The organism is Escherichia coli (assembly GCF_036503815.1).
Lineage (GTDB): Bacteria > Pseudomonadota > Gammaproteobacteria > Enterobacterales > Enterobacteriaceae > Escherichia > Escherichia coli_F.
In genome coordinates, this window is sequence record NZ_AP027764.1 from 4,838,867 (window position 1) to 4,861,434 (window position 22,568).

Consider the following 22,568-nt stretch of genomic DNA (forward strand, 5'->3'; position numbering starts at 1 on the left):
CTCCTGTCAGAACTTATAACCACGATGCAGCGCCACAACCCCTGCCGTCAGGTTGTAATAGTCGACACTTTCGAATCCAGCATCCTGCATCATAGCTTTCAGGGTGTCCTGATCGGGATGCATGCGGATAGATTCAGCAAGATAACGGTAGCTGTCAGCGTCGTTCGCGACCAGTGAGCCAATACGCGGCAGCACATGGAAGGAGTAAGCGTCATAGGCCTTACTTAACGGCTCGATAATCGGCTTCGAGAACTCAAGCACCAGCAGTCGGCCGCCAGGTTTCAGAACGCGATACATTGAACGCAGAGCTTTATCTTTGTCAGTGACGTTACGCAGACCAAACGAAATGGTGATGCAATCAAAGGTGTTATCCGGGAACGGCAGCGCCTCAGCGTTCGCCTGAACATACTCAACGTTGCCAATCACACCAATATTACGCAGCTTCTCGCGGCCCATTTTGAGCATGGATTCATTGATATCAGCAAGGACCACTTTGCCAGTTTCACCCACCAGGCGGGAGAATTTCGCTGTCAGGTCGCCAGTACCGCCTGCCAGATCCAGCACGGTCTGCCCGCGGCGTACGCCACTGCAATCAATCGTGAAGCGTTTCCACAAACGATGTATGCCAAAAGACATCAAATCATTCATGACATCGTATTTCGATGCCACGGAATGGAAAACGTGGGCGACCATATCCGCTTTTTGTTCCTTCGCGACGGTCTGAAAACCAAAGTGCGTCGTTTCTTGTGACTTATCCACCATCTCAATGCCTGCTCATCAAAAAATTGTTCCAGAAGTGTAACAGATTGGGCGTCGATGCCCTAGATTTCTACCCGGCTTAACTACCCCCAATGGGCTAGCGCGACTGCTGATTATATTCATCATCGCGTTGATAAGCTTCATCATTCGGCTGCTCCGGTACCGACCGCAGTCGATACTCTTCATCCTGGCTCACCGCTTGTTCAGCCAAATCCGGATTAATCTCGCGTTTAATTTCTACTCCTAAACCGCGAAACGCTTCTGCTTGCGCCAGCACATTTCCGCGACCTGAAGAGAGTTTTTTCATTGCCTGACGATAGTTGTCCTGTGCTTTGTCCAGACTTTGACCAATCGCGGACATATCATCGACAAACAAGCGCATTTTGTCGTACAACTTGCTGGCACGATCGGCTATTTTCTGAGCGTTGCGGCTTTGATGCTCATAGCGCCAGAGGTTGGCGATAGTGCGCAGCGCCACCAGCAGCGTGGTCGGGCTAACCAGCATGATATTGTTTTTCAACGCTTCGGTGATCAGCTCCGGCTGGCGGTCAAGCGCCAGTAAAAAAGCGGGTTCAACGGGAATAAACATCAGCACGTAATCCAGGGTTCGCAGCCCCGGCAGCTGTTGATAATCTTTGCGTCCCAGCAAACGGATATGGTTACGCACCGACGCGATATGTTCCTGTAGCGCGCTTTCGCGGGTGTAGTCGTCTTCTGCGTTGAAATAGCGTTCATAGGCGACCAGCGTCATTTTTGCGTCGATCACCACATCTTTGCCCTGCGGCAACCGCACGATGACATCCGGCTGCATCCGCGAGCGGGCGTCATTTTCGATGCTGACCTGGGTTTCATATTCATACCCTTCACGCAGACCGGAAGCCTCCAGCACACGCGTCAATACTACCTCGCCCCAGTTGCCCTGGGTTTTATTGTCGCCTTTCAGCGCACGCGTCAGGTTGATCGCTTCCTGGGCCATTTGCGCGTTGAGCTGCTGGAGATTGCGTATTTCGTGAGTCAGAGTATGGCGTTCTTGTGCTTCTTTACCGAAACTGTCCTGAACCTGACGACGAAAACCGTCCAGTTGTTCACGTAGTGGCGACAACAGGCTGTTCAGACTCTGACGGTTTTGCTCATCAACCCGGCGATTGCTGTGCTCGAAAATACGGTTGGCGAGGTTTTCAAACTGCTCACTGAGGCGCTGTTCGCTGTTGATCATTTGGCGAATTTTATCGTCAGCATGTTGCTGTACGGCCTCCATTCGCGTGGTGACTTCACGCAGATCCGCCTCCAGCGAGGTGTTAATGCTTTGCAGACTGCGCACTTCATTATTGAGTAACTCGCACTCAGCACGCCAATGTTCGCTTTGGGTAATTTGTTGTTTTGCCGCACTTAACTCCGCGACCATCTCTTCACGTTCAGCGAATTGCTCGGCTTTTTGCTGCGCATGCTGATAACTGGCAATCAGCCAGCCAATCGCCACGCTCACCAACGCAATAACTGCGTAAACCATGATTGAGATATCCACAACGCCTCCAGCCTCATTACTTACCCGCACAAAATAGAATTGTGCTGTACAAACGTCCAGTTTGAAAGAAGTTTCCTGCGAGGCGCTACGCAAAACGATCCTTAATTTTTATTATTTTATCCCACAATATGAGACGTAGTTTATATTGTGGGATATATCACCTTTTCCCCACGTCATTATGTGGAACACTTCAGCAATATCATCAGGAGAAACGTATGGCAGATACCTCTTCAACCACCGCTGGCGCACAAACGTTATTACGCGGGCTGGCGGTTCTTAATGCTGTTTATAACGGCTGCCATGACCTGAAAAGTATCGGCGAGTTCACCGGCACGACCCGGAGCACAACCCATCGTTTAGTCACCGTTCTGGTGGAACAACGCTACCTGCGCCACGTCCCAACGCAGGGCTACCAACTGGGCGCCAAACTGATCGAATTCGGTGCCAGAGCGCTGGAAAGCACCTCGCTGTACGAAGTTGCGCTGCCCGTTTTGCAACGCCTTGCCCGTTACACCCTGGACACCGTGCATCTGGGGATCGTTGAAGGCGACGAAGTGCTGTATCTGGAGAAGATCAACAGCCAGCGCGGGCTGGAAATGCGCTCACGCCCAGGCCATCGCATGCCACTGGCAATCACCGGCATCGGCAAGGCATTGATCCTCAACCGAACAGAAGAAGAGTGGCGCACGCTGTTTAAGACCTGTGGTGATGAAACAAAACTGGGCGCATTTATTCAGAACATGCGTCGTTATGCCACCAGTGGTTTTGCTTTTGATCTGGAAGAGAACGAGCCGACTATCCGTTGCGTTGCAGCGCCGGTTTACAACGCCCGGAATGAAATTGTGGCGGCCATTTCTGTCGCCAGCACCACCACATATATGTCGCTGGCGCGTCTGGAAGAACTGGCACCTTACGTTAAATCCTGTGCAGAAGAGATATCCGCTGAACTGGGCTGGGGTAAGCACGTCCGCAAAAATAAATAAACCATGACTAAAGGAAACGGCTAATGTCGGGAAACACCTCATTTATTGCCCTGGACTGGGGAACGTCATCGCTTCGGGCATGGCGTTTTGGCGACTCACCAAATCCACAAGAAAAACGTGAATTCCCGTGGGGGATCATGAAATTACCCTCCCAGGCAGCAACACGTGAGGACGCTTTCCACGATACGTTTTTACGTGTCTGCGGCGACTGGCTGGCACAATCCCCATGCCCGGTTCTGGCTTGCGGCATGATCGGCAGTGCGCAAGGATGGAAACCCGCAGCTTATTTACCTTGCCCGGTCACTCTTGAGGGTCTGGCAAAGCAGTTGACGCCTGTTATCCACCAGCAGCAGACAATGCTGCACATCATTCCTGGCGTGATTAAAGAAGGTGAAATGCCCGAAGTGATGCGTGGTGAAGAGACACAAATCTTCGGTGCTATCTCGATGGAACCGGCCCTGCAAAACGCGATCCGCCAGGGTATGCCTGTGCTGATTGGCTTACCTGGCACACATGCGAAATGGGCGGTAGTTGAAAACAACACCATTACCGATTTCCGAACCTTTATGACAGGCGAGTTATTTGATGTTTTATCCCGCCATTCGATTCTCGGTGCCACCATGCGTTCGGGAGATGAACCGCACTGGGATGCCTTCACCCATGGGCTGAAATCAGCACAAGAGCATCATCAGACCGGATTATTATCGACGCTGTTTTCGACCCGTTCGCGCCTGCTGACCAGTAATCTTACGCCGTCCTCGCAGGGGGATTACCTTTCAGGATTACTGATAGGCCATGAATTATGCGGTCTGGCATCCAGTTTGCTACGTGATTTACCCGCCACAACACCGATCGCCTTAATCGGTAGCGCCACTCTGAACAGCCGCTATTCACAAGCATTCAGCCACGTTTTTCCCGACAGACAGCTACACGCCATTCCTAATGCCACTGAACAGGGGTTATGGCGAATCGCCCACGCTGCCGGGCTACTCTCCACCAACGCCAGGGAATGTACTCATGCCATTTAATACGCTTTTGCAAAAAACCGGGTTAGTCGCCATTTTACGCGGCGTAAAACCGGATGAAATTGTCGCCATCGGTGAAAAGCTGTATGCCGCTGGATTTCGCCTGATTGAGATTCCCATGAACTCGCCGGAGCCGTTGCAAAGTATCAGTTTACTGCGCGACGCCCTGCCTAAGGACTGCCTGGTCGGAGCCGGAACTGTGCTTTCGGTGGAGCAAGTCGTCGCGGTTAAAGAGGCTGGAGGCCAGATTATCGTAATGCCGCATTGCGATACTGCGGTGATCCGTCGTGCCCGTGCGCTGGGTATGTATTGTGCGCCTGGCGTCGCTACGCCCACCGAAGCTTTTGCTGCCATTGAACATGGCGCCAATGCCATCAAGCTGTTCCCGGCTGAACAAATTACGCCTGAAGTCACCAAAGCCTGGCGTGCGGTTATTCCACAATCCGTTCCGATGTTACCGGTTGGCGGTATCACTCCAGACACAATGGCGCGTTATCTGAGCCACGGCGCAAACGGCTTTGGCCTCGGTTCTGCGCTATATCGCCCCGGCATGACGCCAGAGCAAGTCTATGAAAATGCAGTACTGTTTATGAACGCATGGAACAATTTAAATAGCAAATAACTGATAAATAAGGATATAAAAGCAATGATAAAACATCTTACCTTACCGAAAAAAATGGCTGCAATGGTACTTCTTGCCGGCGCTGCCCTCAGCACTGCGCCTGTGCAGGCGGCCTCCTGGCCAACCAAACAGATCGAGTTAGTCGTACCCTACGCGGCCGGAGGCGGTACGGATCTGGTTGCCCGTGCCTTTGCTGATGCCGCCAAAAACCATTTGCCCGTCAGCATCGGGGTTATCAATAAACCTGGCGGTGGCGGCGCTATCGGCCTGAGTGAAATCGCCGCTGCCCGCCCTAACGGTTACAAAATGGGTTTAGGCACGGTTGAACTGACCACCCTTCCCAGTCTCGGAATGGTGCGTTTTAAAACCAGCGACTTTAAACCCATTGCCCGTCTGAATGCGGATCCTGCGGCTATCACCGTCCGTTCTGATGCACCGTGGAATAGCTATGAAGAATTTATGACTTACGCCAAAGCGAATCCCGGAAAAGTACGCATTGGTAACTCAGGCACCGGAGCTATCTGGCATCTGGCGGCAGCTGCACTGGAAGACAAAACGGGCGCGAAGTTTTCTCATGTCCCGTATGACGGCGCAGCCCCTGCCATTACAGGCCTGTTAGGCGGGCATATTGAAGCGGTTTCCGTAAGCCCAGGTGAAGTTATCAATCATGTGAAAGGCGGCAAGCTGAAGACACTGGTAGTGATGGCGGATGAACGTATGAAAACCATGCCTGACGTACCGACGTTAAAAGAGAAAGGCGTTGATCTCTCCATCGGCACCTGGCGCGGTCTGATCGTGTCGCAAAAAACGCCGCAGGATGTGGTTGATGTTCTGGCTAAGGCCGCAAAAGAGACGGCTGAAGAGCCTGCATTCCAGGATGCTCTGCAAAAGTTGAATCTCAACTATGCATGGCTTGATGGTGCCAGCTTCCAGACCCAAATCAACGAACAGGAAAAGTACTTTGACGAGTTACTAACTCGGCTGGGCTTGAAAAAATAATCCCGAGGTACGGTCGATGAACACAAAACAGTCTGTTGCTCAACTCGCCGTACCGCACCGCAAGCGCCTTTCATCCACTGTGGTGGTGGCGCTGTTACTTTGTGTAGTTGCTGGCACGGTGATGATTAATGCCGCTGATTTTCCAGCAACTGCCATTGAAACGGATCCCGGTGCAAGTGCCTTCCCTACTTTCTATGCCTGCGCTCTGATTGTGCTCGCTGTCTTACTGGTGATACGCGATCTTTTGCTGGCAAAACCAGTCCCTTGCGCCAACGCACAGGAAAAACCGGCATTAAGGAAAACGGCAACAGGAATTGCGGCAACCGCGTTTTATATTGTGGCAATGAGCTACTGCGGTTATCTCATTACTACTCCTGTTTTCCTCATCGTCATTATGACGTTGATGGGCTACAGGCGATGGGTACTCACACCGGGTATTGCGCTGCTGTTAACGGCAATCCTCTGGTTGCTGTTTGTCGAAGCGTTACAGGTGCCATTGCCTGTCGGCACATTTTTCGAATAACAGGGGCCAGCAATGTTTGAAAGTGAACTTTTAACTCAGGGTTTTTCGACATTACTCAATAATCCTCAGGCGCTGCTGTTTGCCACGTTTGGAGTGATGCTGGGTATTGTAATTGGCGCTCTGCCTGGTCTGACAGCGACCATGGGTGTGGCGATTTTGCTGCCTTTCACCTACGGCATGGAGCCTGTTTCTGGCTTGTTGATGATTTGCGGCGTCTTTTTTGGCGGCGTCTATGGCGGTTCTATCACCGCAATTTTGCTCAAAATTCCCGGAACACCCGCTGCAGCTGCCACCGCCATTGACGGTTATGAGTTAACGAAGCAGGGAAAAGCCGGGCTGGCATTAAGTGCCGCCACGTTCTCTTCTTTTAGCGGTGGAACGCTCAGCATTATCGTATTGATGTTTCTCTCTCCGGTCCTTGCCAGTTGGGCGTTGAAATTTAGTGCCTCGGAGTCCTTCGCCCTGGCAACCTTCGGACTGAGCATTATTGCCAGTATTTCCGGTGAGTCGCTGATTAAAGGGCTGATTGCCGGGGTTGGCGGATTGCTGATCGCAACGATAGGCCTTGATCCAATGGGTGGTTTTCCACGCTTTACGGGCGGGTTTGTGGAACTGATGAATGTGCCATTTATCCCGGTGATGATTGGTCTGTTTGCTGCTTCAGAAGCATTCCGCTCTATGGAGCAAAACCAGCAAATTCGTCAGGGGGCGAAGGTGGCTATCGGCAGTCTGTTACTGCCCTGGCAAACACTACGCCGCATCGCATTAACCATTTTGCGCTCATCAGGATTAGGAGTTTTTATCGGCATGATCCCCGGTGCGGGGGCAGATATTGCAGCTTTTGTTGCCTATAACGAAACTCGTCGTTTCAGTAAGACGCCTGAAAACTTTGGTAAGGGTGAGATTAAGGCGGTGGCCTCCTGTGAGGCAGGCGCGAATGGCTGCACCGGTGGCGCATTGTTACCTATGCTGACGTTGGGGATCCCAGGCGATGCGGTAACTGCCATCATGCTGGGCGCGTTAACGTTACAAGGGATGCAGCCAGGCCCACTGATGTTTACCGACCACGGCGATATGGTTTATACGCTGTTTGTCGGCATGATCTTTTGTTACTTCATGCTGCTAGTTCTTGGACTGCTCTCTTTGAAAGTCATCGGTAACGTGGTGAAAATTCCCGGCAATATTCTCACACCGATGATCCTCGCACTTTGTGTGGTCGGGACTTATGCGTTGAACAATAGCCTGTTTGATGTTGGCATTATGCTGATTGCAGGCGTGGTGGGCTATTTCATGCAAAAAGGGGGGTATCCGGCGTCACCCGTAGTGCTGGCATTGATTATGGGCCCGATGGCAGAAAGTAATTTTCGCCGTGCGCTGTCGCTTTCTGGTGGGTCACTCGACTTTCTGTATACCCGACCGATAACCCTGGCATTGCTGACACTGGCAGCCTTTACGCTACTGACGCCAATAATACGCAAAATTATGCGCTTACGGCGTCAGTAATTGATATCGCTCCCCGACGTTGGGGAGTATGAGACTGATGACAAACGCTAAATTGCCTGATGCGCTGCGCTTATCAGGCCTACCACAGAAATGCAATATATTGAATTTGCATGCTTTTGTAGGCCGGATAAGGCGATCACGCCGCATCCGGCATGAACAAAGCACACGTTAACAACAATCGGAATGCTCCCCTAAGCCAGGGAGCGTTTTTTTATTTCAGCAGACGACGCGCCGCTTCCACCACGATTTTCACCGCATGGCTTTCGGTTTGTTTCATCGTCTCAGCATTCGGGATCTCTTGCTGGGTACGATTGACGATAACGCCCGCCACCATACCCGCACGCAGGCCCTGGCTTGCACACATGGTCAGCAGGGTTGCAGATTCCATTTCATAGTTCATTACGCCCATCGCCTGCCACTCTTCCATCGAACCTTTAAAGTGGCGCACAACACGACCAGAGTAAGTGTCGTAGCGTTCCTGGCCTGGGTAGAAGGTGTCGGAAGAAGCCGTCACGCCAACGTGAGTGGTTGCACCAATTGACTTCGCCGCTTCAACCAGCGCGGTCGTACATTCGAAATCAGCCACAGCCGGGAACTCCAGCGGAGCGAAGTGCAGGCTCGCGCCATCCAGACGAACAGACGCAGTGGTCACCAGCACATCGCCGACATTGATATGCGGCTGAATTGCGCCCGTAGTACCAATACGCAGGAAAGTACGGATACCCAGCTGTGCCAGCTCTTCAACAGCAATAGAGGTGGAAGGACCACCGATACCAGTAGAACAAACAATGATAGGTTTACCATCCAGCTCAGCACGCCAGGTGGTGAATTCGCGGTGAGATGCCAGCTTAACTGGCTTTTCCATCAGCGTTGCAATTTTTTCCACGCGATCCGGGTCGCCAGGAACGATGGCAAGCGTAGCCCCTTGTAAATCGTTTTTAGTGAGGCCGAGATGAAAAACATCAGACTTGGACATAAACAACTCCTCTGTGAATCGGTTTAGTCAGAAGAAGCAAAAAGACACTTTACCGAAGGGTTTAACATTTTTTCGTGACACTCATCACCTTGATGCAAATGCGTTGCATAAATTTACCCAGCAAGAGTGATGCGAATCACATAAATCACTCTTCATTCTGCATGACTGCATAAAAGATGAGCCGATTCAGGCAATGTGATTTGTTGCATGCTGACTATAGTTAACATTGCGCAACATTTTTATAAGGGTACGGAGAATACCATGGCAACAACACAACAATCTGGATTTGCACCTGCTACATCACCTCTCGCTTCGACCATCGTTCAGACCCCGGATGACGCGATTGTAGCAGGCATCACCTCTATCCCTTCACAAGGGGATAACATGCCTGCTTACCATGCCAGACCAAAGCAGAGCGATGGCCTACTACCAGTGGTCATTGTAGTGCAGGAAATTTTTGGCGTGCATGAACATATCCGCGATATTTGTCGCCGTCTGGCACTGGAGGGGTATCTGGCTATCGCACCTGAACTTTACTTCCGCGAAGGCGATCCGAATGATTTTGCCGATATCCCTACGCTGCTTAGCGGTCTGGTAGCAAAAGTGCCTGACTCGCAGGTGCTGGCCGATCTCGATCATGTCGCCAGTTGGGCGTCACGCAACGGCGGCGATGTTCATCGCTTAATGATCACCGGATTTTGCTGGGGTGGGCGCATCACCTGGCTGTATGCTGCGCATAACCCGCAACTGAAAGCGGCGGTGGCATGGTACGGCAAACTGACAGGCGATAAGTCGCTGAATTCACCGAAACAACCTGTTGATATCGCAACCGATCTTAACGCGCCGGTTCTCGGCTTATATGGTGGTCAGGATAACAGCATTCCGCAGGAGAGCGTTGAAACCATGCGCCAGGCGCTGCGGGCTGCTAATGCGAAAGCAGAGATTATCGTCTACCCGGATGCCGGGCATGCATTCAACGCCGATTATCGCCCGAGCTATCATGCCGAATCTGCGAAAGATGGCTGGCAGCGAATGCTGGAGTGGTTTAAGCGGTATGGTGGGAAACGGAATTAGTTTCCTCTTAGTCTATATTTGAGATGGTGAGTGAACGAATGCGTTTTGCTGCCATCTCTGTCCCCCAAAAAATAATCAGTATGAATTGATTGGAGAGCACGACTCCGCTATTTGACCTTAAGAAAGTCGGCAAGTCATAGTCATAAATGAGTCTCTTCACTGGCAGACACCTTAAAGATTTACCATCAACTCCCATTCTCAAACAAACATTAATTATTATCAACACATTCACATTAATTATAAATTATCTCAGAGCTTCCTGATAAAAAGATATTAAAGTGAAACATTTTGTTTTTCACATTTTAGTTCATCCCTTTTAGGCGTAAATAAAGGTAAAAAATAACAATACTATTTTTCTTTCAAAAAAGAATTAACAAAAGGTTTTTCAAGGATGAGTGATATTATTTACCTGACCATAACCGGAGAACAACACGGATGTATTTCCTCTCGTTGTGGAACGAGCACATCAATAGGTAATCGCTGGCAGATTGGTCATGAAGATGAAATCTTCGCGTTCTCGCTCTCTAATAGTATTACGAATACAGGAAAAGGGTCACATTTGCATGGCCTTAGTTTCTGTAAGTTGATTGACAAAAGCTCCCCGTTACTTATTAACGCTATTAACAATAACGAGCAGTTGTTCATGGAGTTTGACTTCTATCGGATCAATAGATTTGGTCGATGGGAGAAATATTACAACATTCAACTCCGCGGCGCGCTCTTATCAGCAATCAATCACCTGTTTACGGAGAACAATCTGGATACAGAAACCATCACTGTCAGTTATGAATATATACTCTCCAGGCATCTGATTGCTAATACTGAATTTAGTTATTTGGCATTTCCCGATAACTACAATCGTCTGTTTATACCACGGCCAAAAACTAAAGATGATAATGGCCTCAAAACACTCAATAGTAAAGCTGTTGGCAGACTGCTTGCTGCTGGCGGCATATACAATGGGAATATCGAAGGATTCAGGGAAACAGCAAACAAGTTGGGGGGAGATGCATCTGCTGGTTACGATCAAGTTATGGATAACAAAGGGTTACTCATCGCTGGTGCTTCAATAGTTGCTGGAGCAGTTCTGGGGAGAATGAGACTCCCTGATTTGGAATCACTTGAGCATTTCGGAGCCAGAGGAGCAGTATCAGGAAGACCATTTAATCCCGACCTTGCCGGTGGTCCAATAGAAAATCTGACGACAGATGGCGTAACAATCAACAGGGAAGGTATCGCTATTGTTGAAAAACACATAGCCAGATTTGGTCATGACCCTGTAAATGAAGTGATGATCAATAGACTGAAAGACATTGAGAAAGGAAAAATCCCCCCAGAACAAGTAGATCTTAACTTCTATACTCATGAATGTCGGGAATATCAGCGTTACTGTAATCTTGGTTGGGAAACAGGACAACCTGATGGTGACGCAGGCTATGCACTCTGGAATCATACGCATACTGCTACTCTAGAAGATTATAAACTTAAGGGAGAACTTAATGACTTATACCACCAGGACGCACTTGACTATGATAACTGAAACTGAAATTAACGTACTGAAAGTTATGGCTGAGAAAGATATAAACTGGAACTGGATGAATCTCGATCGCACACTATCTATAAGGCAAATTCCAGGATTCGGTAATGTTGTTAACATTGTTAACAAATTAGCTAACGAGGGTTTGGTTATTATTGAGGATAGCGGACATAAGTCTATGCCTCACTACCACGTTACTGAAAAGGGATACAATCTCGTGAAAAGTGAGAATAAATAACGTAGCGTTGATTACTGAACAAATCGCTCAGGATTATATTTTGCGAAAAAAATGATTCGGTTATTTCTGTGTCTGAACGGCCGCAGATAGCAAAATGGCTTCCGGTGATGGAAGCCATCAGATTATTGGCAAAGTGCGTGTTGTTCATGCCGGATGCGGCGTGAACGCCTTATCTGGCCAACTAAATCTTGAAAATTCAATAAATTGAAGAAATTATGTAGGCCTGGTATCAGGCAGTTTCGCCTCTTTCATCGTACTGCAATTTACAGTGACTCGTTAATACTCATCATCCCCGACGCAAATTCTGCGCCGCCTGCACCATGTTCGCCAGTGCCGCGCGGGTTTCTGGCCAGCCGCGCGTTTTCAGACCACAGTCCGGGTTGACCCACAGACGCTCTGCCGGAATGCGTTTTGCCGCTTTCTTCAGCAGGGACTCAATCCATTCCACGCTCGGTACGTTTGGCGAGTGAATGTCATAGACGCCAGGACCGATTTCATTTGGATAATCAAACTCTTCAAACGACTCCAGCAACTCCATGTCGGAACGCGAGGTTTCGATTGTGATGACGTCAGCATCCAGCGCCGCAATCGAATCCATGATGTCGTTGAACTCGCAGTAACACATGTGAGTGTGGATTTGCGTGTCATCTTTCGCTACGGCAGCGTTGATACGGAAAGCCTCCACGCCCCACTGGAGATAGGCATCCCAGTCGCTGCGACGCAGCGGTAAACCTTCGCGCAATGCCGGTTCGTCAATCTGAATGATGCCAATTCCAGCCGCTTCCAGATCGGCCACTTCATCACGAAGCGCCAGCGCAATTTGTTTGGCGATGGTTTCACGGCTGACATCTTCACGCGGGAACGACCAGCAGAGAATGGTCACCGGGCCAGTCAGCATCCCTTTCACCGGTTTGTCGGTCAGCGATTGCGCATACTTCGCCCACTCCACAGTAATCGGTGCCGGGCGGCTAACGTCACCAATAACAATCGGTGGCTTCACGCAACGGGAACCATAGCTCTGTACCCAACCGTTTTGCGTAAAGACAAACCCGTCGAGGTGCTCGCCAAAGTATTCCACCATGTCATTACGCTCGGCCTCACCATGCACCAGCACATCCAGACCCAGACGTTCCTGCTCAACAATGGCCTGCTTGATATGTTCTGCAATGCCCGTGCGGTAGTTGTTGGCGTCGAGATTACCCTTTTTGAAATCCAGACGCAGGGTACGGATTTCTGTGGTTTGCGGGAAAGAGCCAATCGTGGTGGTCGGCCAGGCTGGCAGTTTAAAACGCGCACGCTGGGCTTCAGCACGCACTTCATAAACGTTCGCACGCTGGCTGTCCTGGGCTGTGATCGCTGCCAGACGTTTTTCTACCGCCGGATTATGGACGCGGGTTGAGTGACGACGCGCCTGAATCGGAGCGCTCCACTCTGCCAGAGCTGCCGTGTCACCACTGTTCAGCGCATCGCGCAGCAATGCCAGTTCATGGCATTTTTGCAGGGCGAAGGCAAACCAGCTTTTCACTTCTGCATCAAGACGCGTTTCCACGCTCAGGTCGATAGGGCTGTGCAGCAATGAGCAGGAAGATGCCACCCACAAATCACGTTTGCCGACAATGTCCTTAATTTGCGCATATTTCTCGGTAAGATCGGCGCGCCAGACGTTACGACCATTGATAAGACCCGCAGACAGCAGCCAGTCAGAAGGCAGACGCTTGTGCAGTTCAGCAACGTCATCTTTACCATGTACGAGATCGACATGCAGCCCCTGAACAGGCAGCGCAGTAATGGTGTCGAGGTTTGGCGTTACGCCTTCAAAATAGGTGGTCAGCAGCAGTTTCACCTGGCCCTGGAGCGCGTCGTAAGCGGGTTTATAGGCGTCCAGCCACGCCTGCGGCAGTTCCAGCACCAGTGCGGGTTCGTCGATCTGTACCCACTCAATGCCACGTTTTGCCAGTTCTGCCAACACTTGCTGATAAACCGGCAGAATGTCGTTTAGCAGGCTCAGGCGATCAAACTGTTCACCTTTCACTTTACCCAGCCACAGGTAGGTAACCGGTCCCAGCAGCACGGGCTTGACCTTGTGGCCCAGCGCCAGCGCCTCGTCCACTTCCTCCAGCAGCTGCGTCCAGGTCAGTTTGAACTGTTGGCCTTTAACGAACTCCGGCACCATGTAGTGATAGTTGGTGTTAAACCATTTGGTCATTTCCGCTGCCGCCGCAGGTTCGCCAGTCGGCGCACGTCCACGACCAATACGGAACAGGGTGTCGATATCTACCGAACCATCTTTGTTCTGATGACGTGGCGGAACGTTACCCAGCAGCAGACTGGTGGTCAGTACATGATCGTACCAGGCAAAATCGCCCACCGGCAGCAGGTCGATACCCGCTTGCTTTTGTTGATCCCAGTGACGAGCACGCAGTTCACGCCCTACTGCCAGCAGTTCTTCACGCGTGGTGTTCCCGGCCCAATAACTCTCTTGCGCTTTTTTCAGCTCGCGACGCAGGCCAACGCGAGGGAAACCGAGGGTGTGATTCAATATTGTCATTTTTCTTCCTCTAATTATATGTAAATCCTATGGATTTTGAATTTAGGGAAGGCGGCAATTTTATTCATCCCCGGGAGCTTACTGAAGTAAGTGACCGGGGTGAAGAAACGCAGCCAACGCACCATAAATTTAAAAGACGAAGGATTTTAGCCGTCCAGATGTTTACACATCCATAATTGGCGGTTACTGTATATTCCTCAAGCGCAAATTATTCATGCCGAAGTGAAGGACTTTCATGATCGAAGTAAAACACCTGAAAACGCTACAAGCGTTGCGGAACTGCGGCTCACTCGCAGCCGCTGCGGCGACGTTGCATCAAACGCAATCCGCCCTGTCTCACCAGTTTAGCGATCTGGAACAGCGCCTTGGCTTCCGGCTATTTGTGCGTAAAAGCCAGCCGCTTCGGTTTACACCGCAGGGAGAAATCCTGTTGCAACTGGCGAATCAGGTGCTGCCGCAAATCAGCCAGGCACTGCAAGCCTGCAATGAACCGCAGCAGACGCGCCTGCGCATTGCTATTGAATGCCATAGCTGTATTCAGTGGCTGACGCCCGCGTTAGAAAATTTCCATAAGAACTGGCCGCAGGTGGAGATGGATTTTAAATCAGGCGTAACGTTTGACCCGCAGCCTGCATTGCAGCAGGGCGAGCTGGATCTGGTGATGACCTCCGATATTCTGCCGCGCAGTGGCCTGCATTATTCGCCGATGTTCGATTATGAAGTGCGTCTGGTGTTAGCGCCTGACCATCCACTGGCGGCGAAAACGCGAATCACGCCGGAAGACCTCGCCAGCGAAACGCTGTTGATTTATCCGGTGCAGCGTAGCCGACTGGATGTCTGGCGCCATTTTCTTCAGCCAGCAGGCGTTAGCCCGTCGCTGAAAAGCGTCGATAACACCTTGTTGTTGATTCAGATGGTTGCCGCGCGGATGGGTATTGCCGCCCTGCCGCACTGGGTGGTGGAGAGTTTTGAGCGCCAGGGTCTGGTCGTAACCAAAACCCTGGGCGAAGGATTGTGGAGCCGACTGTACGCCGCCGTGCGCGATGGCGAGCAGCGTCAGCCGATTACAGAAGCGTTTATTCGCTCAGCGCGCAATCACGCCTGCGATCATCTGCCGTTTGTGAAGAGCGCGGAGCGACCCACTTACGATGCACCCACAGTGAGGCCAGGATCACCATCGCGCCTGTAATAAACGTTGGCCAGTGCGGCTGTTGGTGCCAGATAGCCAGGTTAACCAGCAGCCCTGCCGGAACGTGCATATTATTCATAATGCCCAGCGTTCCGGCGTCCACCTGCGTCGCGCCGTAGTTCCACATAAAGTAGCCAATACCGGAAGCCACCACGCCAAGAAACACCAGAATGCCCCATTGCAGCGTGGTTTGCGGCATTTTCTGCGCATTTCCCAGCAAGAACCATGCAATCACCGCCACCAGGAACGCGCCAAGATAGAACCACGCAAAGGCGTTATGCTGCGGCATCGGGCGAGTTTCCATCAGGCGTTTGTAGCCCACCATGCCGATGGCAAAAGTGATATTGGAGAGTTGCACCAGCAACAGGCCGGTCCAGAAATGGTCGGTGACCTGATCATAGCGAATAATCCCGGCACCAATCACCGCCAACAAGGCGCTAAAAGCATAACCCCAGCGCAGACGGCGCTTACTCATGATGTCATAAATCAGCGTGATGTAGAGCGGCGTCAGTACGGTGAACAGCAACAGTTCAGAGACCGTCAGGTAGAGATAGGCGCGAAAACTCAGCATATACATCACGCCAAGCTGCATCGCGCCCACCAGCATATACAGACCGACCGTTTTCAGGCTATTGCCACGGGTACGCAGAAACGGCAGAAACACGAGTGCCGCCAGGCCAACGCGCACCAGCACTGCAAAATAGCTATCGACGTGCCCCGCAAGGTACTCGCCATAAAAGCTAAAGGAGAAGGCCCACAGAATCGTGGTGATGATAAGTAGCGCCACAATGGAAAACTCTTTGATTAACGAGTATCCATTGTAGCGAAGTATCAGGTTGACAACTGACTAAATAAAGAACGATTACGATAAATAGAGTTTACGCAGATAATGCGGCACCGCGTCTTCGGCATTAGTACCAATCACTTCCAGCTCCGGATGCAGATCTTTCAGACGCTGGTGCGCACTGCCCATAATGCAGCCTTTACCTGCCATCGACAGCATTTCGGCGTCGTTCATCCCGTCACCAAAGGCAATACAATCTTTCAGACTGTAGCCCAGTTTCTTCGCCACCGCTTCCAGGGCATGGCCTTTTGAAACGCCGCCCGCCATCACTTCCAGACAAGTTAGGGTGGAGAAGCTGACGTTGACGCGATCGCCCCAACGAGCGTTGATTGCCTGCTCCAGCGGCAGAAGTTGTTCATGGGAATCGCAGGTGAAGAACACTTTGCTGACGCCTTCCGGCTCCAGTAATCCAGGCTCATACAGCGCATATTTGAACACCGCTTCTTTAAAAAAGCGCATCTCTTCCGGGCGATGGCGATTCATAAACCATTCGTCGTCGCGATAAACGTTAGTAATGATGTCCGGATTGTCGTTGACCACGCCAAACAGGTCGCTGGCAATGTCGCGATCCAGGTTATGAGCAAAAATCAGATTGCCATCCAGATCGTGAACACGCGCGCCATTGGAGGTAATCATGTAAGACTTAATCTCCAGATTATCGCGAATTTGCCCTACATCAACGTGGTGGCGACCGGTCGCAAACACAAAGTTAATGCCGCGCGCGGTGAGCAGCTTCAGAGTTTCTTTGGCGTAAGGGGATAACGTATGGTCGGGAGAAAGTAACGTGCCATCTAAATCAGACGCAACAACCTGGTACATAAGAAATTTAAACCTCTGTAGAGCGGTTTCCGCTGGGTGAGTTATGCCTGTTGAAAAAATCAACAATGGCGTGGAGCGCGACTGAGCGCATTGCGTCCTTTTCAAAAAGGATCTCATGGTACGCACCTTTAATTACCAGCGGTCGTCCCCCTTCGACAGGATGGCCCGCAGCGGTGCGGAGTTCACAAAAACGGTCGTGCATGCGGTTATCCACCACGCGTTCCTCTTCAGCCTGCAAGAGAAGCGTTGGCGTGGCGTCATCACCCGCACCGGCTAACACCTGTTCGCCAGCCAGAATACTTTCGCGTACCCAATGGTAGGTCGGCCCACCGACGCGAATCGTTGGGTCATCAGCATAGAAGCGTAAGTTACGTCGATATCGCTGTCTGCTGTGGGTCAGTACGTTGATAGCAAACGGCAACGCGCGCCAGCGCCCGGTGCCTATTGCATAGCCATCACGGAAACGTGGATGCGCTTCGGCCCAGTTAAGGATCTGCCGCGCCATAAATGACGGCATACGAATCACGATCCCAAACATTGGCGCAGTTAGCGCAATGGCGTCACATACACCTGGATGGCGTTGCAGAAATAACGTGGAGATCGCACCGCCCATCGAATGTGCCAGTATATAGCGCTTACGCCACGGACCGGGCTGGACCTCCTGTTGCCAGAATGCCGCCAGATCATCAACATAATCATTAAAGCGATTAACATGCCCAAGATGCGGATCGGCTAACAGGCGACCGGAACGTCCCTGCCCGCGATGGTCGATGATTAAGACATCAAACCCCAAATGGAACAGGTCGTAGGCCAGTTCCGCATATTTTACGTAGCTCTCAATACGCCCCGGGCAGATGACTATCACCCGGTCATGGTGCTGTGCGCGAAAACGGACAAAGCGCACCGGAATGTCATCTACACCAGTAAACTCTGCTTCATCACGCTGACGCCAGAAATCAGTCAGCGGTCCCATGGTAAAAGCAGCAAACGCGTTTTCTCTTGTTTCCCAGTCTTTTTGCTGCTGAAACATCGGGTAATCTGCCTCTTAAACCACGTAAAATCGTTTTTTTAAGCGTGCCTGACACAACGCTGCGACAGTAGCGTATTGTGGCACAAAAATAGACACACCGGGAGTTCATCATGACCTTAGAATGGTGGTTTGCCTACCTGCTGACATCGATCATTTTAAGCCTGTCGCCAGGCTCTGGTGCAATCAACACCATGACCACCTCGCTCAACCACGGTTATCGTGGTGCGATGGCGTCTATTGCTGGGCTTCAGACCGGACTGGCGATTCATATTGTGCTGGTTGGTGTGGGGTTGGGTACGCTATTTTCCCGCTCAGTGATTGCGTTTGAAGTGTTGAAGTGGGCAGGCGCAGCTTATTTGATTTGGCTGGGTATCCAGCAGTGGCGCGCCGCTGGTGCAATTGATCTTAAATCGCTGACCTCTACTCAATCGCGCCGACATTTGTTCCAGCGCGCAGTTTTTGTGAATCTCACCAATCCCAAAAGTATTGTGTTTCTGGCGGCGCTCTTTCCGCAATTCATCATGCCGCAGCAGCCGCAACTGATGCAGTATATCGTGCTCGGCGTCACCACTATTGTGGTCGATATTATTGTGATGATCGGTTACGCCACCCTCGCCCAACGGATCGCATTATGGATAAAAGGGCCAAAACAGATGAAGGCGCTGAATAAGATTTTCGGCTCGTTGTTTATGCTGGTAGGAGCGTTGTTGGCATCGGCGAGACATGCGTGAAAAATAATGTCGGATGCGGCGTAAACGCCTTATCCGACTTACTCTGATGAAGCGTTTGGCATCAACGCGAAATAATCAAATGAATACCAAATCCGGCAAATAACGCCCCGGCAAAACCATCAATCCACTTCGCCAGACGTTGATAACCACGGCGCATTTGCGGCAGGGCAAACAGGCTGGCAACGACGGTAAACCACGCCAGCGTTTCGACAATAATCAACGCGAAAATGCCCCAGCGCTCAGTGGTGCCGACGTTATCGCCGACAAACAGCGAGAATACCGAACCAAAGTAGATAATCGCTTTCGGATTGGCGAGATTGGTCAGTAAGCCTTTCAGGAAACTGCGCCCGCTTTTTGCCAGTTCTACCTGTGGCGCAGGCGCAGAAACGACCTCTTTTTTCAGTGCGCTACGCAGCATCTGATAACCCATCCAGCAGAGATACAGGCCACCGCCCACCATAATCAGCGTATGCAGCCAGGCCATTTTTTCGATAATCAAATGCAGGCCAAGCAACGCGATCCCTGCCCAGACCATTACGCCGCAGGTAATGCCCAGCACGCCCATCATCGCCTCTTTACGCGAACGACTGACAGCGGTCTGAGAAACAAAGAAGAAATCGGGACCGGGGCTCATAAGCGCCACAATGTGCACCATGGCAACGGTGAGGAATAACATCAACATACAATTGACTCGCGGGGAAAACGTTTACGGAGTCTTCATCCTGGCACTTTTTTATGCCGCTGACTACTCTTCGTCGTCGCCATCGACATGCGCACGGATAAGTGCCATAAACGGTTTGCCAAAGCGCTCCAGTTTGCGCATCCCAACGCCGTTAACGCTGAGCATTTCGCTGGCGGTGATTGGCATCTGTTCCGCCATCTCAATCAAGGTCGCATCGTTAAACACCACGTACGGCGGGACATTGCTTTCATCGGCAATCGATTTACGCAGTTTGCGTAATTTGGCGAACAGTTTGCGATCGTAATTGCCACCGAAAGATTTCTGCATTGCTTTCGGTTTGAGCGCCACAATACGCGGCACGGCAAGTTGTAAAGAGGATTCGCCGCGCAACACCGGGCGTGCGGCTTCTGTCAGTTGTAATGCCGAATGCTGGGCGATATTTTGCGTCACAAGGCCGAGATGAATCAGCTGGCGGATCACGCTGACCCAATGTTCATGGCTTTTATCACGGCCCATGCCATAGACTTTCAGTTTGTCATGACCATAGTCGCGGATACGCTGATTATTAGCACCGCGAATCACTTCCACCACATAACCCATACCAAAACGCTGATTCACCCGACCAATGGTGGAAAGGGCAATCTGTGCATCGGTTGAACCATCGTACTGTTTCGGCGGGTCGAGACAGATATCGCAGTTCCCGCACGGCTCCTGCCGCCCTTCGCCAAAGTAATTCAGCAGCACCAGACGACGACAGGTTTGCGCCTCAGCAAACGCGCCCATCGCATTGAGTTTATGGCGTTCGATATCCTGCAATTGCCCCTGCGGTTTTTCTTCCAGGCAACGGCGCAGCCACGCCATATCGGCCGGATCGTAAAACAGCATCGCTTCCGCGGGCAGGCCATCACGCCCGGCGCGACCGGTTTCCTGATAATAGGATTCGATATTGCGTGGAATATCAAAGTGAACCACGAAGCGGACGTTAGGCTTGTTGATGCCCATGCCGAACGCTACCGTCGCCACCACAATTTGCAGGTCATCGCGCTGGAATTTTTCCTGCACGTCCGCACGGACATCGTTTTCAAGCCCGGCGTGATAAGCCGCTGCGCTGATACCCTTGCTTTGCAGACGCGCGGCGGTGTCTTCTACTTTCGCACGACTATTACAGTAAATAATCCCCGACTTACCGCGTTGTTCCTGCACGTAGCGCATCAACTGATCGAGCGGTTTGAATTTCTCCATCAGCATGTAGCGAATGTTCGGGCGATCAAAACTGCTGATTTGAATCAGCGGATCGTTCAGCCCCAGCAGGCGCACGATATCCTGCCGCGTGGTGTCGTCGGCGGTGGCGGTTAGCGCCATAAACGGCAGAGTAGGAAAACGCTGACGCAGCTGACCGAGCGCGGCGTATTCCGGGCGGAAATCGTGCCCCCATTGGGAGATACAGTGCGCTTCATCAACGGCTAATAACACTGGATTCCAGTGCGCCAGATGCTCAAGGAAGTTATCCAGCATCAGGCGTTCCGGCGCGATATACAGCAGGCGGATTTGCCCGGTGCGGCAGCCTGTCATTACTTCAAGCTGCTGCTCGCGGGTTTGCGTCGAGTTAAGGCACGCCGCCGCCACGCCGTTGGCCTGTAGCTGATCCACCTGATCTTTCATCAACGAAATCAGTGGTGAAACAACCACGGTAAGACCGTTTAGCAGTAAGGCAGGAATTTGATAGCAAAGGGATTTTCCGCCACCAGTGGGCATGACGACCAGGCAATCGCGACCGGAAAGTACGGTGTCGATAATCTCTTCCTGGCCGGGGCGAAACTGTTGGTAGCCAAAGGTTTCTTGTAAAACCTGTTTAGCCCCGGACTCCAGATTCAACACTTCCGCCTGCGCCACATTAACCCCGATTGCCTGAAATAAAAACAGGCGCTATTTTCAGCGCCTGCGCGAGAAACTGCAATGCTTTTAGTCTCTGAGAGGGTAATCCTGGATGCTGGATTCCAGTTTTGCCTTTCAATCAACTCACATTAGAACAAGTCGTTCAGCATAACCCCCACACCCACACGGGTCTGGTTAAAGTTATAGTCGATGAGCGATTCGCCATAACCGCTGTAAACCTGGGTATAAAGGCGCACATGCCTGGTGATCGGGTAACTTAAGCCTAACTCCGCACCACCGTAACCGGTGTTCCAGTTGTACTGTCCTTTCGCACTCAGCACCGCATCACCCAGGTGATAGCCGATTTTAAGCTGGTAGTAACCCATATATTTGGTGATATCTGGGTTATCGTCAGTATTCCCCACCACATACCACGGCTTCACCTCTACCAGCCAGTTACCGTTTTCTGCCATCAGACGGGTATAAAGGCGGTTCCAGCTGCGGGAAGTCGGGTCTGAACGCCCGTTAGAGTCGTGGTTATAACCCATCTCCACATCGCGCAGCGTCCAGCCAGCAAAGCGGTAATCTGTGGCAAAACCAAGGAACAATTGCGGTTCGTAGTTGGTTTCACGAAACGGTGAAGACTCTTCGCTATTGGACAGTTGCCACCAGGATTTTTGCGTGTAAGAAGCTCCCAACACCGAATTTGGCCCCAATATTCCGCGCCACAGCGGAAATGCCAGGCTCAACTGGAATTTCACTTCATCCTTACGCGCGTTTTCCGCCCAGTCATAACTGGCGATCGCTTCTTTGTTCAGATCGCTGGTTTGGGTGTAGATGAGGTAGTTGGTGTCATAAGGATAGAGCGTGAAAGGATTGTCATGCTCCTGCAGCATATTCGCAATAATACTGCCACGCACCGCAGGCGCGTCATGCACCTCTTTTACCGTTGCCTCTTGCGCATACACTGCCATTGGCAACATAAACACCGGCAACAACCAGCCCTGCAGAGTCCGCATCGGTCGTGTTCTCCGTAACGAATTATTGATTAGATGAATATTTTTCTGCGGGCTATTTTACATACTT

At 51.3% G+C, this 22,568-nt stretch carries 21 protein-coding genes; 11 read left to right on the top strand and 10 right to left on the bottom strand.

Features of this window, described 5'->3' with window-relative positions; genetic code table 11:
• Positions 1-6: 6 nt before the first annotated feature.
• Positions 7-762 (bottom strand): bifunctional demethylmenaquinone methyltransferase/2-methoxy-6-polyprenyl-1,4-benzoquinol methylase UbiE, encoded by a 756-nt coding sequence (gene ubiE / locus AABJ99_RS23075; RefSeq protein WP_000227958.1) that lies wholly within the window; start codon positions 760-762, stop codon positions 7-9.
• Positions 763-856: 94 nt separating this feature from the next.
• Positions 857-2,284 carry a DNA recombination protein RmuC gene (rmuC, locus tag AABJ99_RS23080; protein ID WP_032185577.1) on the bottom strand — a complete coding sequence of 476 codons (1,428 nt, stop codon included), beginning with the start codon at positions 2,282-2,284 and terminating at the stop codon, positions 857-859.
• 215 nt (positions 2,285-2,499) lie between these two features.
• Between rmuC and AABJ99_RS23085 the strand changes: the two genes are divergently transcribed.
• Genes AABJ99_RS23085 through AABJ99_RS23110 form a run of 6 tightly spaced genes read left to right on the top strand, consistent with a single transcriptional unit; the run spans position 2,500 to position 7,939 of the window.
• On the top strand, positions 2,500-3,267 hold the full coding sequence (locus tag AABJ99_RS23085; protein ID WP_039020298.1) for an IclR family transcriptional regulator: 768 nt from the start codon (positions 2,500-2,502) through the stop codon (positions 3,265-3,267).
• A 23-nt stretch (positions 3,268-3,290) separates the two neighbouring features.
• Complete coding sequence (locus AABJ99_RS23090) at positions 3,291-4,295, top strand: 2-dehydro-3-deoxygalactonokinase (RefSeq protein WP_039020297.1); 1,005 nt, start codon at positions 3,291-3,293, stop codon at positions 4,293-4,295.
• Entirely contained in the window at positions 4,285-4,914 is a 630-nt protein-coding gene (locus AABJ99_RS23095; RefSeq protein ID WP_001116474.1) for a 2-dehydro-3-deoxy-6-phosphogalactonate aldolase, read from the top strand. Before AABJ99_RS23090 ends, AABJ99_RS23095 begins: the two co-directional genes overlap by 11 nt.
• A gap of 24 nt (positions 4,915-4,938) precedes the next feature.
• Positions 4,939-5,913 (top strand): Bug family tripartite tricarboxylate transporter substrate binding protein, encoded by a 975-nt coding sequence (locus AABJ99_RS23100; RefSeq protein WP_000589813.1) that lies wholly within the window; start codon positions 4,939-4,941, stop codon positions 5,911-5,913.
• Between the two features lie 16 nt (positions 5,914-5,929).
• On the top strand, positions 5,930-6,436 hold the full coding sequence (locus tag AABJ99_RS23105) for a tripartite tricarboxylate transporter TctB family protein (protein ID WP_039020296.1): 507 nt from the start codon (positions 5,930-5,932) through the stop codon (positions 6,434-6,436).
• A gap of 12 nt (positions 6,437-6,448) precedes the next feature.
• A complete protein-coding gene (locus AABJ99_RS23110) occupies positions 6,449-7,939 on the top strand; it encodes a tripartite tricarboxylate transporter permease (protein ID WP_000463026.1) in 1,491 nt (496 codons plus the stop codon).
• 211 nt (positions 7,940-8,150) lie between these two features.
• Here AABJ99_RS23110 and udp read toward each other — a convergent pair whose 3' ends face one another.
• Positions 8,151-8,915, bottom strand: a complete 765-nt coding sequence (gene udp / locus AABJ99_RS23115; protein ID WP_039020295.1) for a uridine phosphorylase — start codon at positions 8,913-8,915, stop codon at positions 8,151-8,153.
• A gap of 261 nt (positions 8,916-9,176) precedes the next feature.
• On the opposite strand from udp, the gene ysgA reads away from it, so the two are divergent.
• The 3 genes from ysgA (at position 9,177) to AABJ99_RS23130 (ending at position 11,764) form a co-directional block, all read left to right on the top strand.
• The gene (ysgA, locus tag AABJ99_RS23120; RefSeq protein WP_039020294.1) at positions 9,177-9,989 is read left to right on the top strand and encodes a dienelactone hydrolase family protein; all 813 of its coding nucleotides are present in this window, start codon (positions 9,177-9,179) and stop codon (positions 9,987-9,989) included.
• Between the two features lie 391 nt (positions 9,990-10,380).
• Complete coding sequence (tssD, locus tag AABJ99_RS23125; RefSeq protein WP_039020293.1) at positions 10,381-11,529, top strand: type VI secretion system tube protein TssD; 1,149 nt, start codon at positions 10,381-10,383, stop codon at positions 11,527-11,529.
• Positions 11,519-11,764, top strand: a complete 246-nt coding sequence (locus AABJ99_RS23130) for a hypothetical protein (protein ID WP_000627422.1) — start codon at positions 11,519-11,521, stop codon at positions 11,762-11,764. The genes tssD and AABJ99_RS23130 overlap by 11 nt, the downstream gene beginning before the upstream one ends.
• A gap of 286 nt (positions 11,765-12,050) precedes the next feature.
• On the opposite strand, the gene metE is transcribed toward AABJ99_RS23130, so the two are convergent.
• Positions 12,051-14,312, bottom strand: coding sequence for a 5-methyltetrahydropteroyltriglutamate--homocysteine S-methyltransferase (gene metE / locus AABJ99_RS23135; protein WP_039020292.1), 2,262 nt, complete (start codon positions 14,310-14,312; stop codon positions 12,051-12,053).
• Between the two features lie 235 nt (positions 14,313-14,547).
• On the opposite strand from metE, the gene metR reads away from it, so the two are divergent.
• Positions 14,548-15,501 carry an HTH-type transcriptional regulator MetR gene (gene metR / locus AABJ99_RS23140; protein WP_039020291.1) on the top strand — a complete coding sequence of 318 codons (954 nt, stop codon included), beginning with the start codon at positions 14,548-14,550 and terminating at the stop codon, positions 15,499-15,501.
• Here the strand turns inward: metR and bioP are convergent.
• From bioP to pldB, 3 genes are all read right to left on the bottom strand, one after another.
• A complete protein-coding gene (bioP, locus tag AABJ99_RS23145; RefSeq protein ID WP_032185569.1) occupies positions 15,389-16,288 on the bottom strand; it encodes a biotin transporter in 900 nt (299 codons plus the stop codon). The two genes, metR and bioP, sit on opposite strands and share 113 nt — an antisense overlap.
• A gap of 75 nt (positions 16,289-16,363) precedes the next feature.
• Positions 16,364-17,164 (bottom strand): sugar/pyridoxal phosphate phosphatase YigL, encoded by an 801-nt coding sequence (yigL, locus tag AABJ99_RS23150; protein ID WP_000285353.1) that lies wholly within the window; start codon positions 17,162-17,164, stop codon positions 16,364-16,366.
• Positions 17,165-17,171: 7 nt separating this feature from the next.
• On the bottom strand, positions 17,172-18,194 hold the full coding sequence (gene pldB / locus AABJ99_RS23155) for a lysophospholipase L2 (RefSeq protein ID WP_000487644.1): 1,023 nt from the start codon (positions 18,192-18,194) through the stop codon (positions 17,172-17,174).
• 110 nt (positions 18,195-18,304) lie between these two features.
• On the opposite strand from pldB, the gene rhtB reads away from it, so the two are divergent.
• Positions 18,305-18,925 carry a homoserine/homoserine lactone efflux protein gene (rhtB, locus tag AABJ99_RS23160; protein ID WP_039020290.1) on the top strand — a complete coding sequence of 207 codons (621 nt, stop codon included), beginning with the start codon at positions 18,305-18,307 and terminating at the stop codon, positions 18,923-18,925.
• Between the two features lie 61 nt (positions 18,926-18,986).
• On the opposite strand, the gene rhtC is transcribed toward rhtB, so the two are convergent.
• The 3 genes from rhtC to pldA all read right to left on the bottom strand — a co-directional run bounded on the left by rhtC (position 18,987) and on the right by pldA (position 22,501).
• Entirely contained in the window at positions 18,987-19,607 is a 621-nt protein-coding gene (rhtC, locus tag AABJ99_RS23165) for a threonine export protein RhtC (protein ID WP_000928845.1), read from the bottom strand.
• A gap of 63 nt (positions 19,608-19,670) precedes the next feature.
• Positions 19,671-21,500 carry an ATP-dependent DNA helicase RecQ gene (gene recQ, locus AABJ99_RS23170; protein ID WP_000035580.1) on the bottom strand — a complete coding sequence of 610 codons (1,830 nt, stop codon included), beginning with the start codon at positions 21,498-21,500 and terminating at the stop codon, positions 19,671-19,673.
• 131 nt (positions 21,501-21,631) lie between these two features.
• Positions 21,632-22,501, bottom strand: coding sequence for a phospholipase A (gene pldA, locus AABJ99_RS23175; protein WP_001259701.1), 870 nt, complete (start codon positions 22,499-22,501; stop codon positions 21,632-21,634).
• Positions 22,502-22,568: the final 67 nt, after the last annotated feature.

Coding starts and splice junctions, on each gene's coding strand:
- ysgA (WP_039020294.1), top strand. CDS start 9,177: ATGGCAACAACACAACAATCTGGATTTGCACCTGCTACATCACCTCTC.
- ubiE (WP_000227958.1), bottom strand. CDS start 762: ATGGTGGATAAGTCACAAGAAACGACGCACTTTGGTTTTCAGACCGTC.
- pldA (WP_001259701.1), bottom strand. CDS start 22,501: ATGCGGACTCTGCAGGGCTGGTTGTTGCCGGTGTTTATGTTGCCAATG.
- AABJ99_RS23110 (WP_000463026.1), top strand. CDS start 6,449: ATGTTTGAAAGTGAACTTTTAACTCAGGGTTTTTCGACATTACTCAAT.
- AABJ99_RS23090 (WP_039020297.1), top strand. CDS start 3,291: ATGTCGGGAAACACCTCATTTATTGCCCTGGACTGGGGAACGTCATCG.
- AABJ99_RS23095 (WP_001116474.1), top strand. CDS start 4,285: ATGCCATTTAATACGCTTTTGCAAAAAACCGGGTTAGTCGCCATTTTA.
- AABJ99_RS23085 (WP_039020298.1), top strand. CDS start 2,500: ATGGCAGATACCTCTTCAACCACCGCTGGCGCACAAACGTTATTACGC.
- rhtC (WP_000928845.1), bottom strand. CDS start 19,607: ATGTTGATGTTATTCCTCACCGTTGCCATGGTGCACATTGTGGCGCTT.
- tssD (WP_039020293.1), top strand. CDS start 10,381: ATGAGTGATATTATTTACCTGACCATAACCGGAGAACAACACGGATGT.
- pldB (WP_000487644.1), bottom strand. CDS start 18,194: ATGTTTCAGCAGCAAAAAGACTGGGAAACAAGAGAAAACGCGTTTGCT.
- AABJ99_RS23105 (WP_039020296.1), top strand. CDS start 5,930: ATGAACACAAAACAGTCTGTTGCTCAACTCGCCGTACCGCACCGCAAG.
- yigL (WP_000285353.1), bottom strand. CDS start 17,164: ATGTACCAGGTTGTTGCGTCTGATTTAGATGGCACGTTACTTTCTCCC.
- udp (WP_039020295.1), bottom strand. CDS start 8,915: ATGTCCAAGTCTGATGTTTTTCATCTCGGCCTCACTAAAAACGATTTA.
- AABJ99_RS23100 (WP_000589813.1), top strand. CDS start 4,939: ATGATAAAACATCTTACCTTACCGAAAAAAATGGCTGCAATGGTACTT.
- metR (WP_039020291.1), top strand. CDS start 14,548: ATGATCGAAGTAAAACACCTGAAAACGCTACAAGCGTTGCGGAACTGC.
- metE (WP_039020292.1), bottom strand. CDS start 14,312: ATGACAATATTGAATCACACCCTCGGTTTCCCTCGCGTTGGCCTGCGT.
- AABJ99_RS23130 (WP_000627422.1), top strand. CDS start 11,519: ATGATAACTGAAACTGAAATTAACGTACTGAAAGTTATGGCTGAGAAA.
- rhtB (WP_039020290.1), top strand. CDS start 18,305: ATGACCTTAGAATGGTGGTTTGCCTACCTGCTGACATCGATCATTTTA.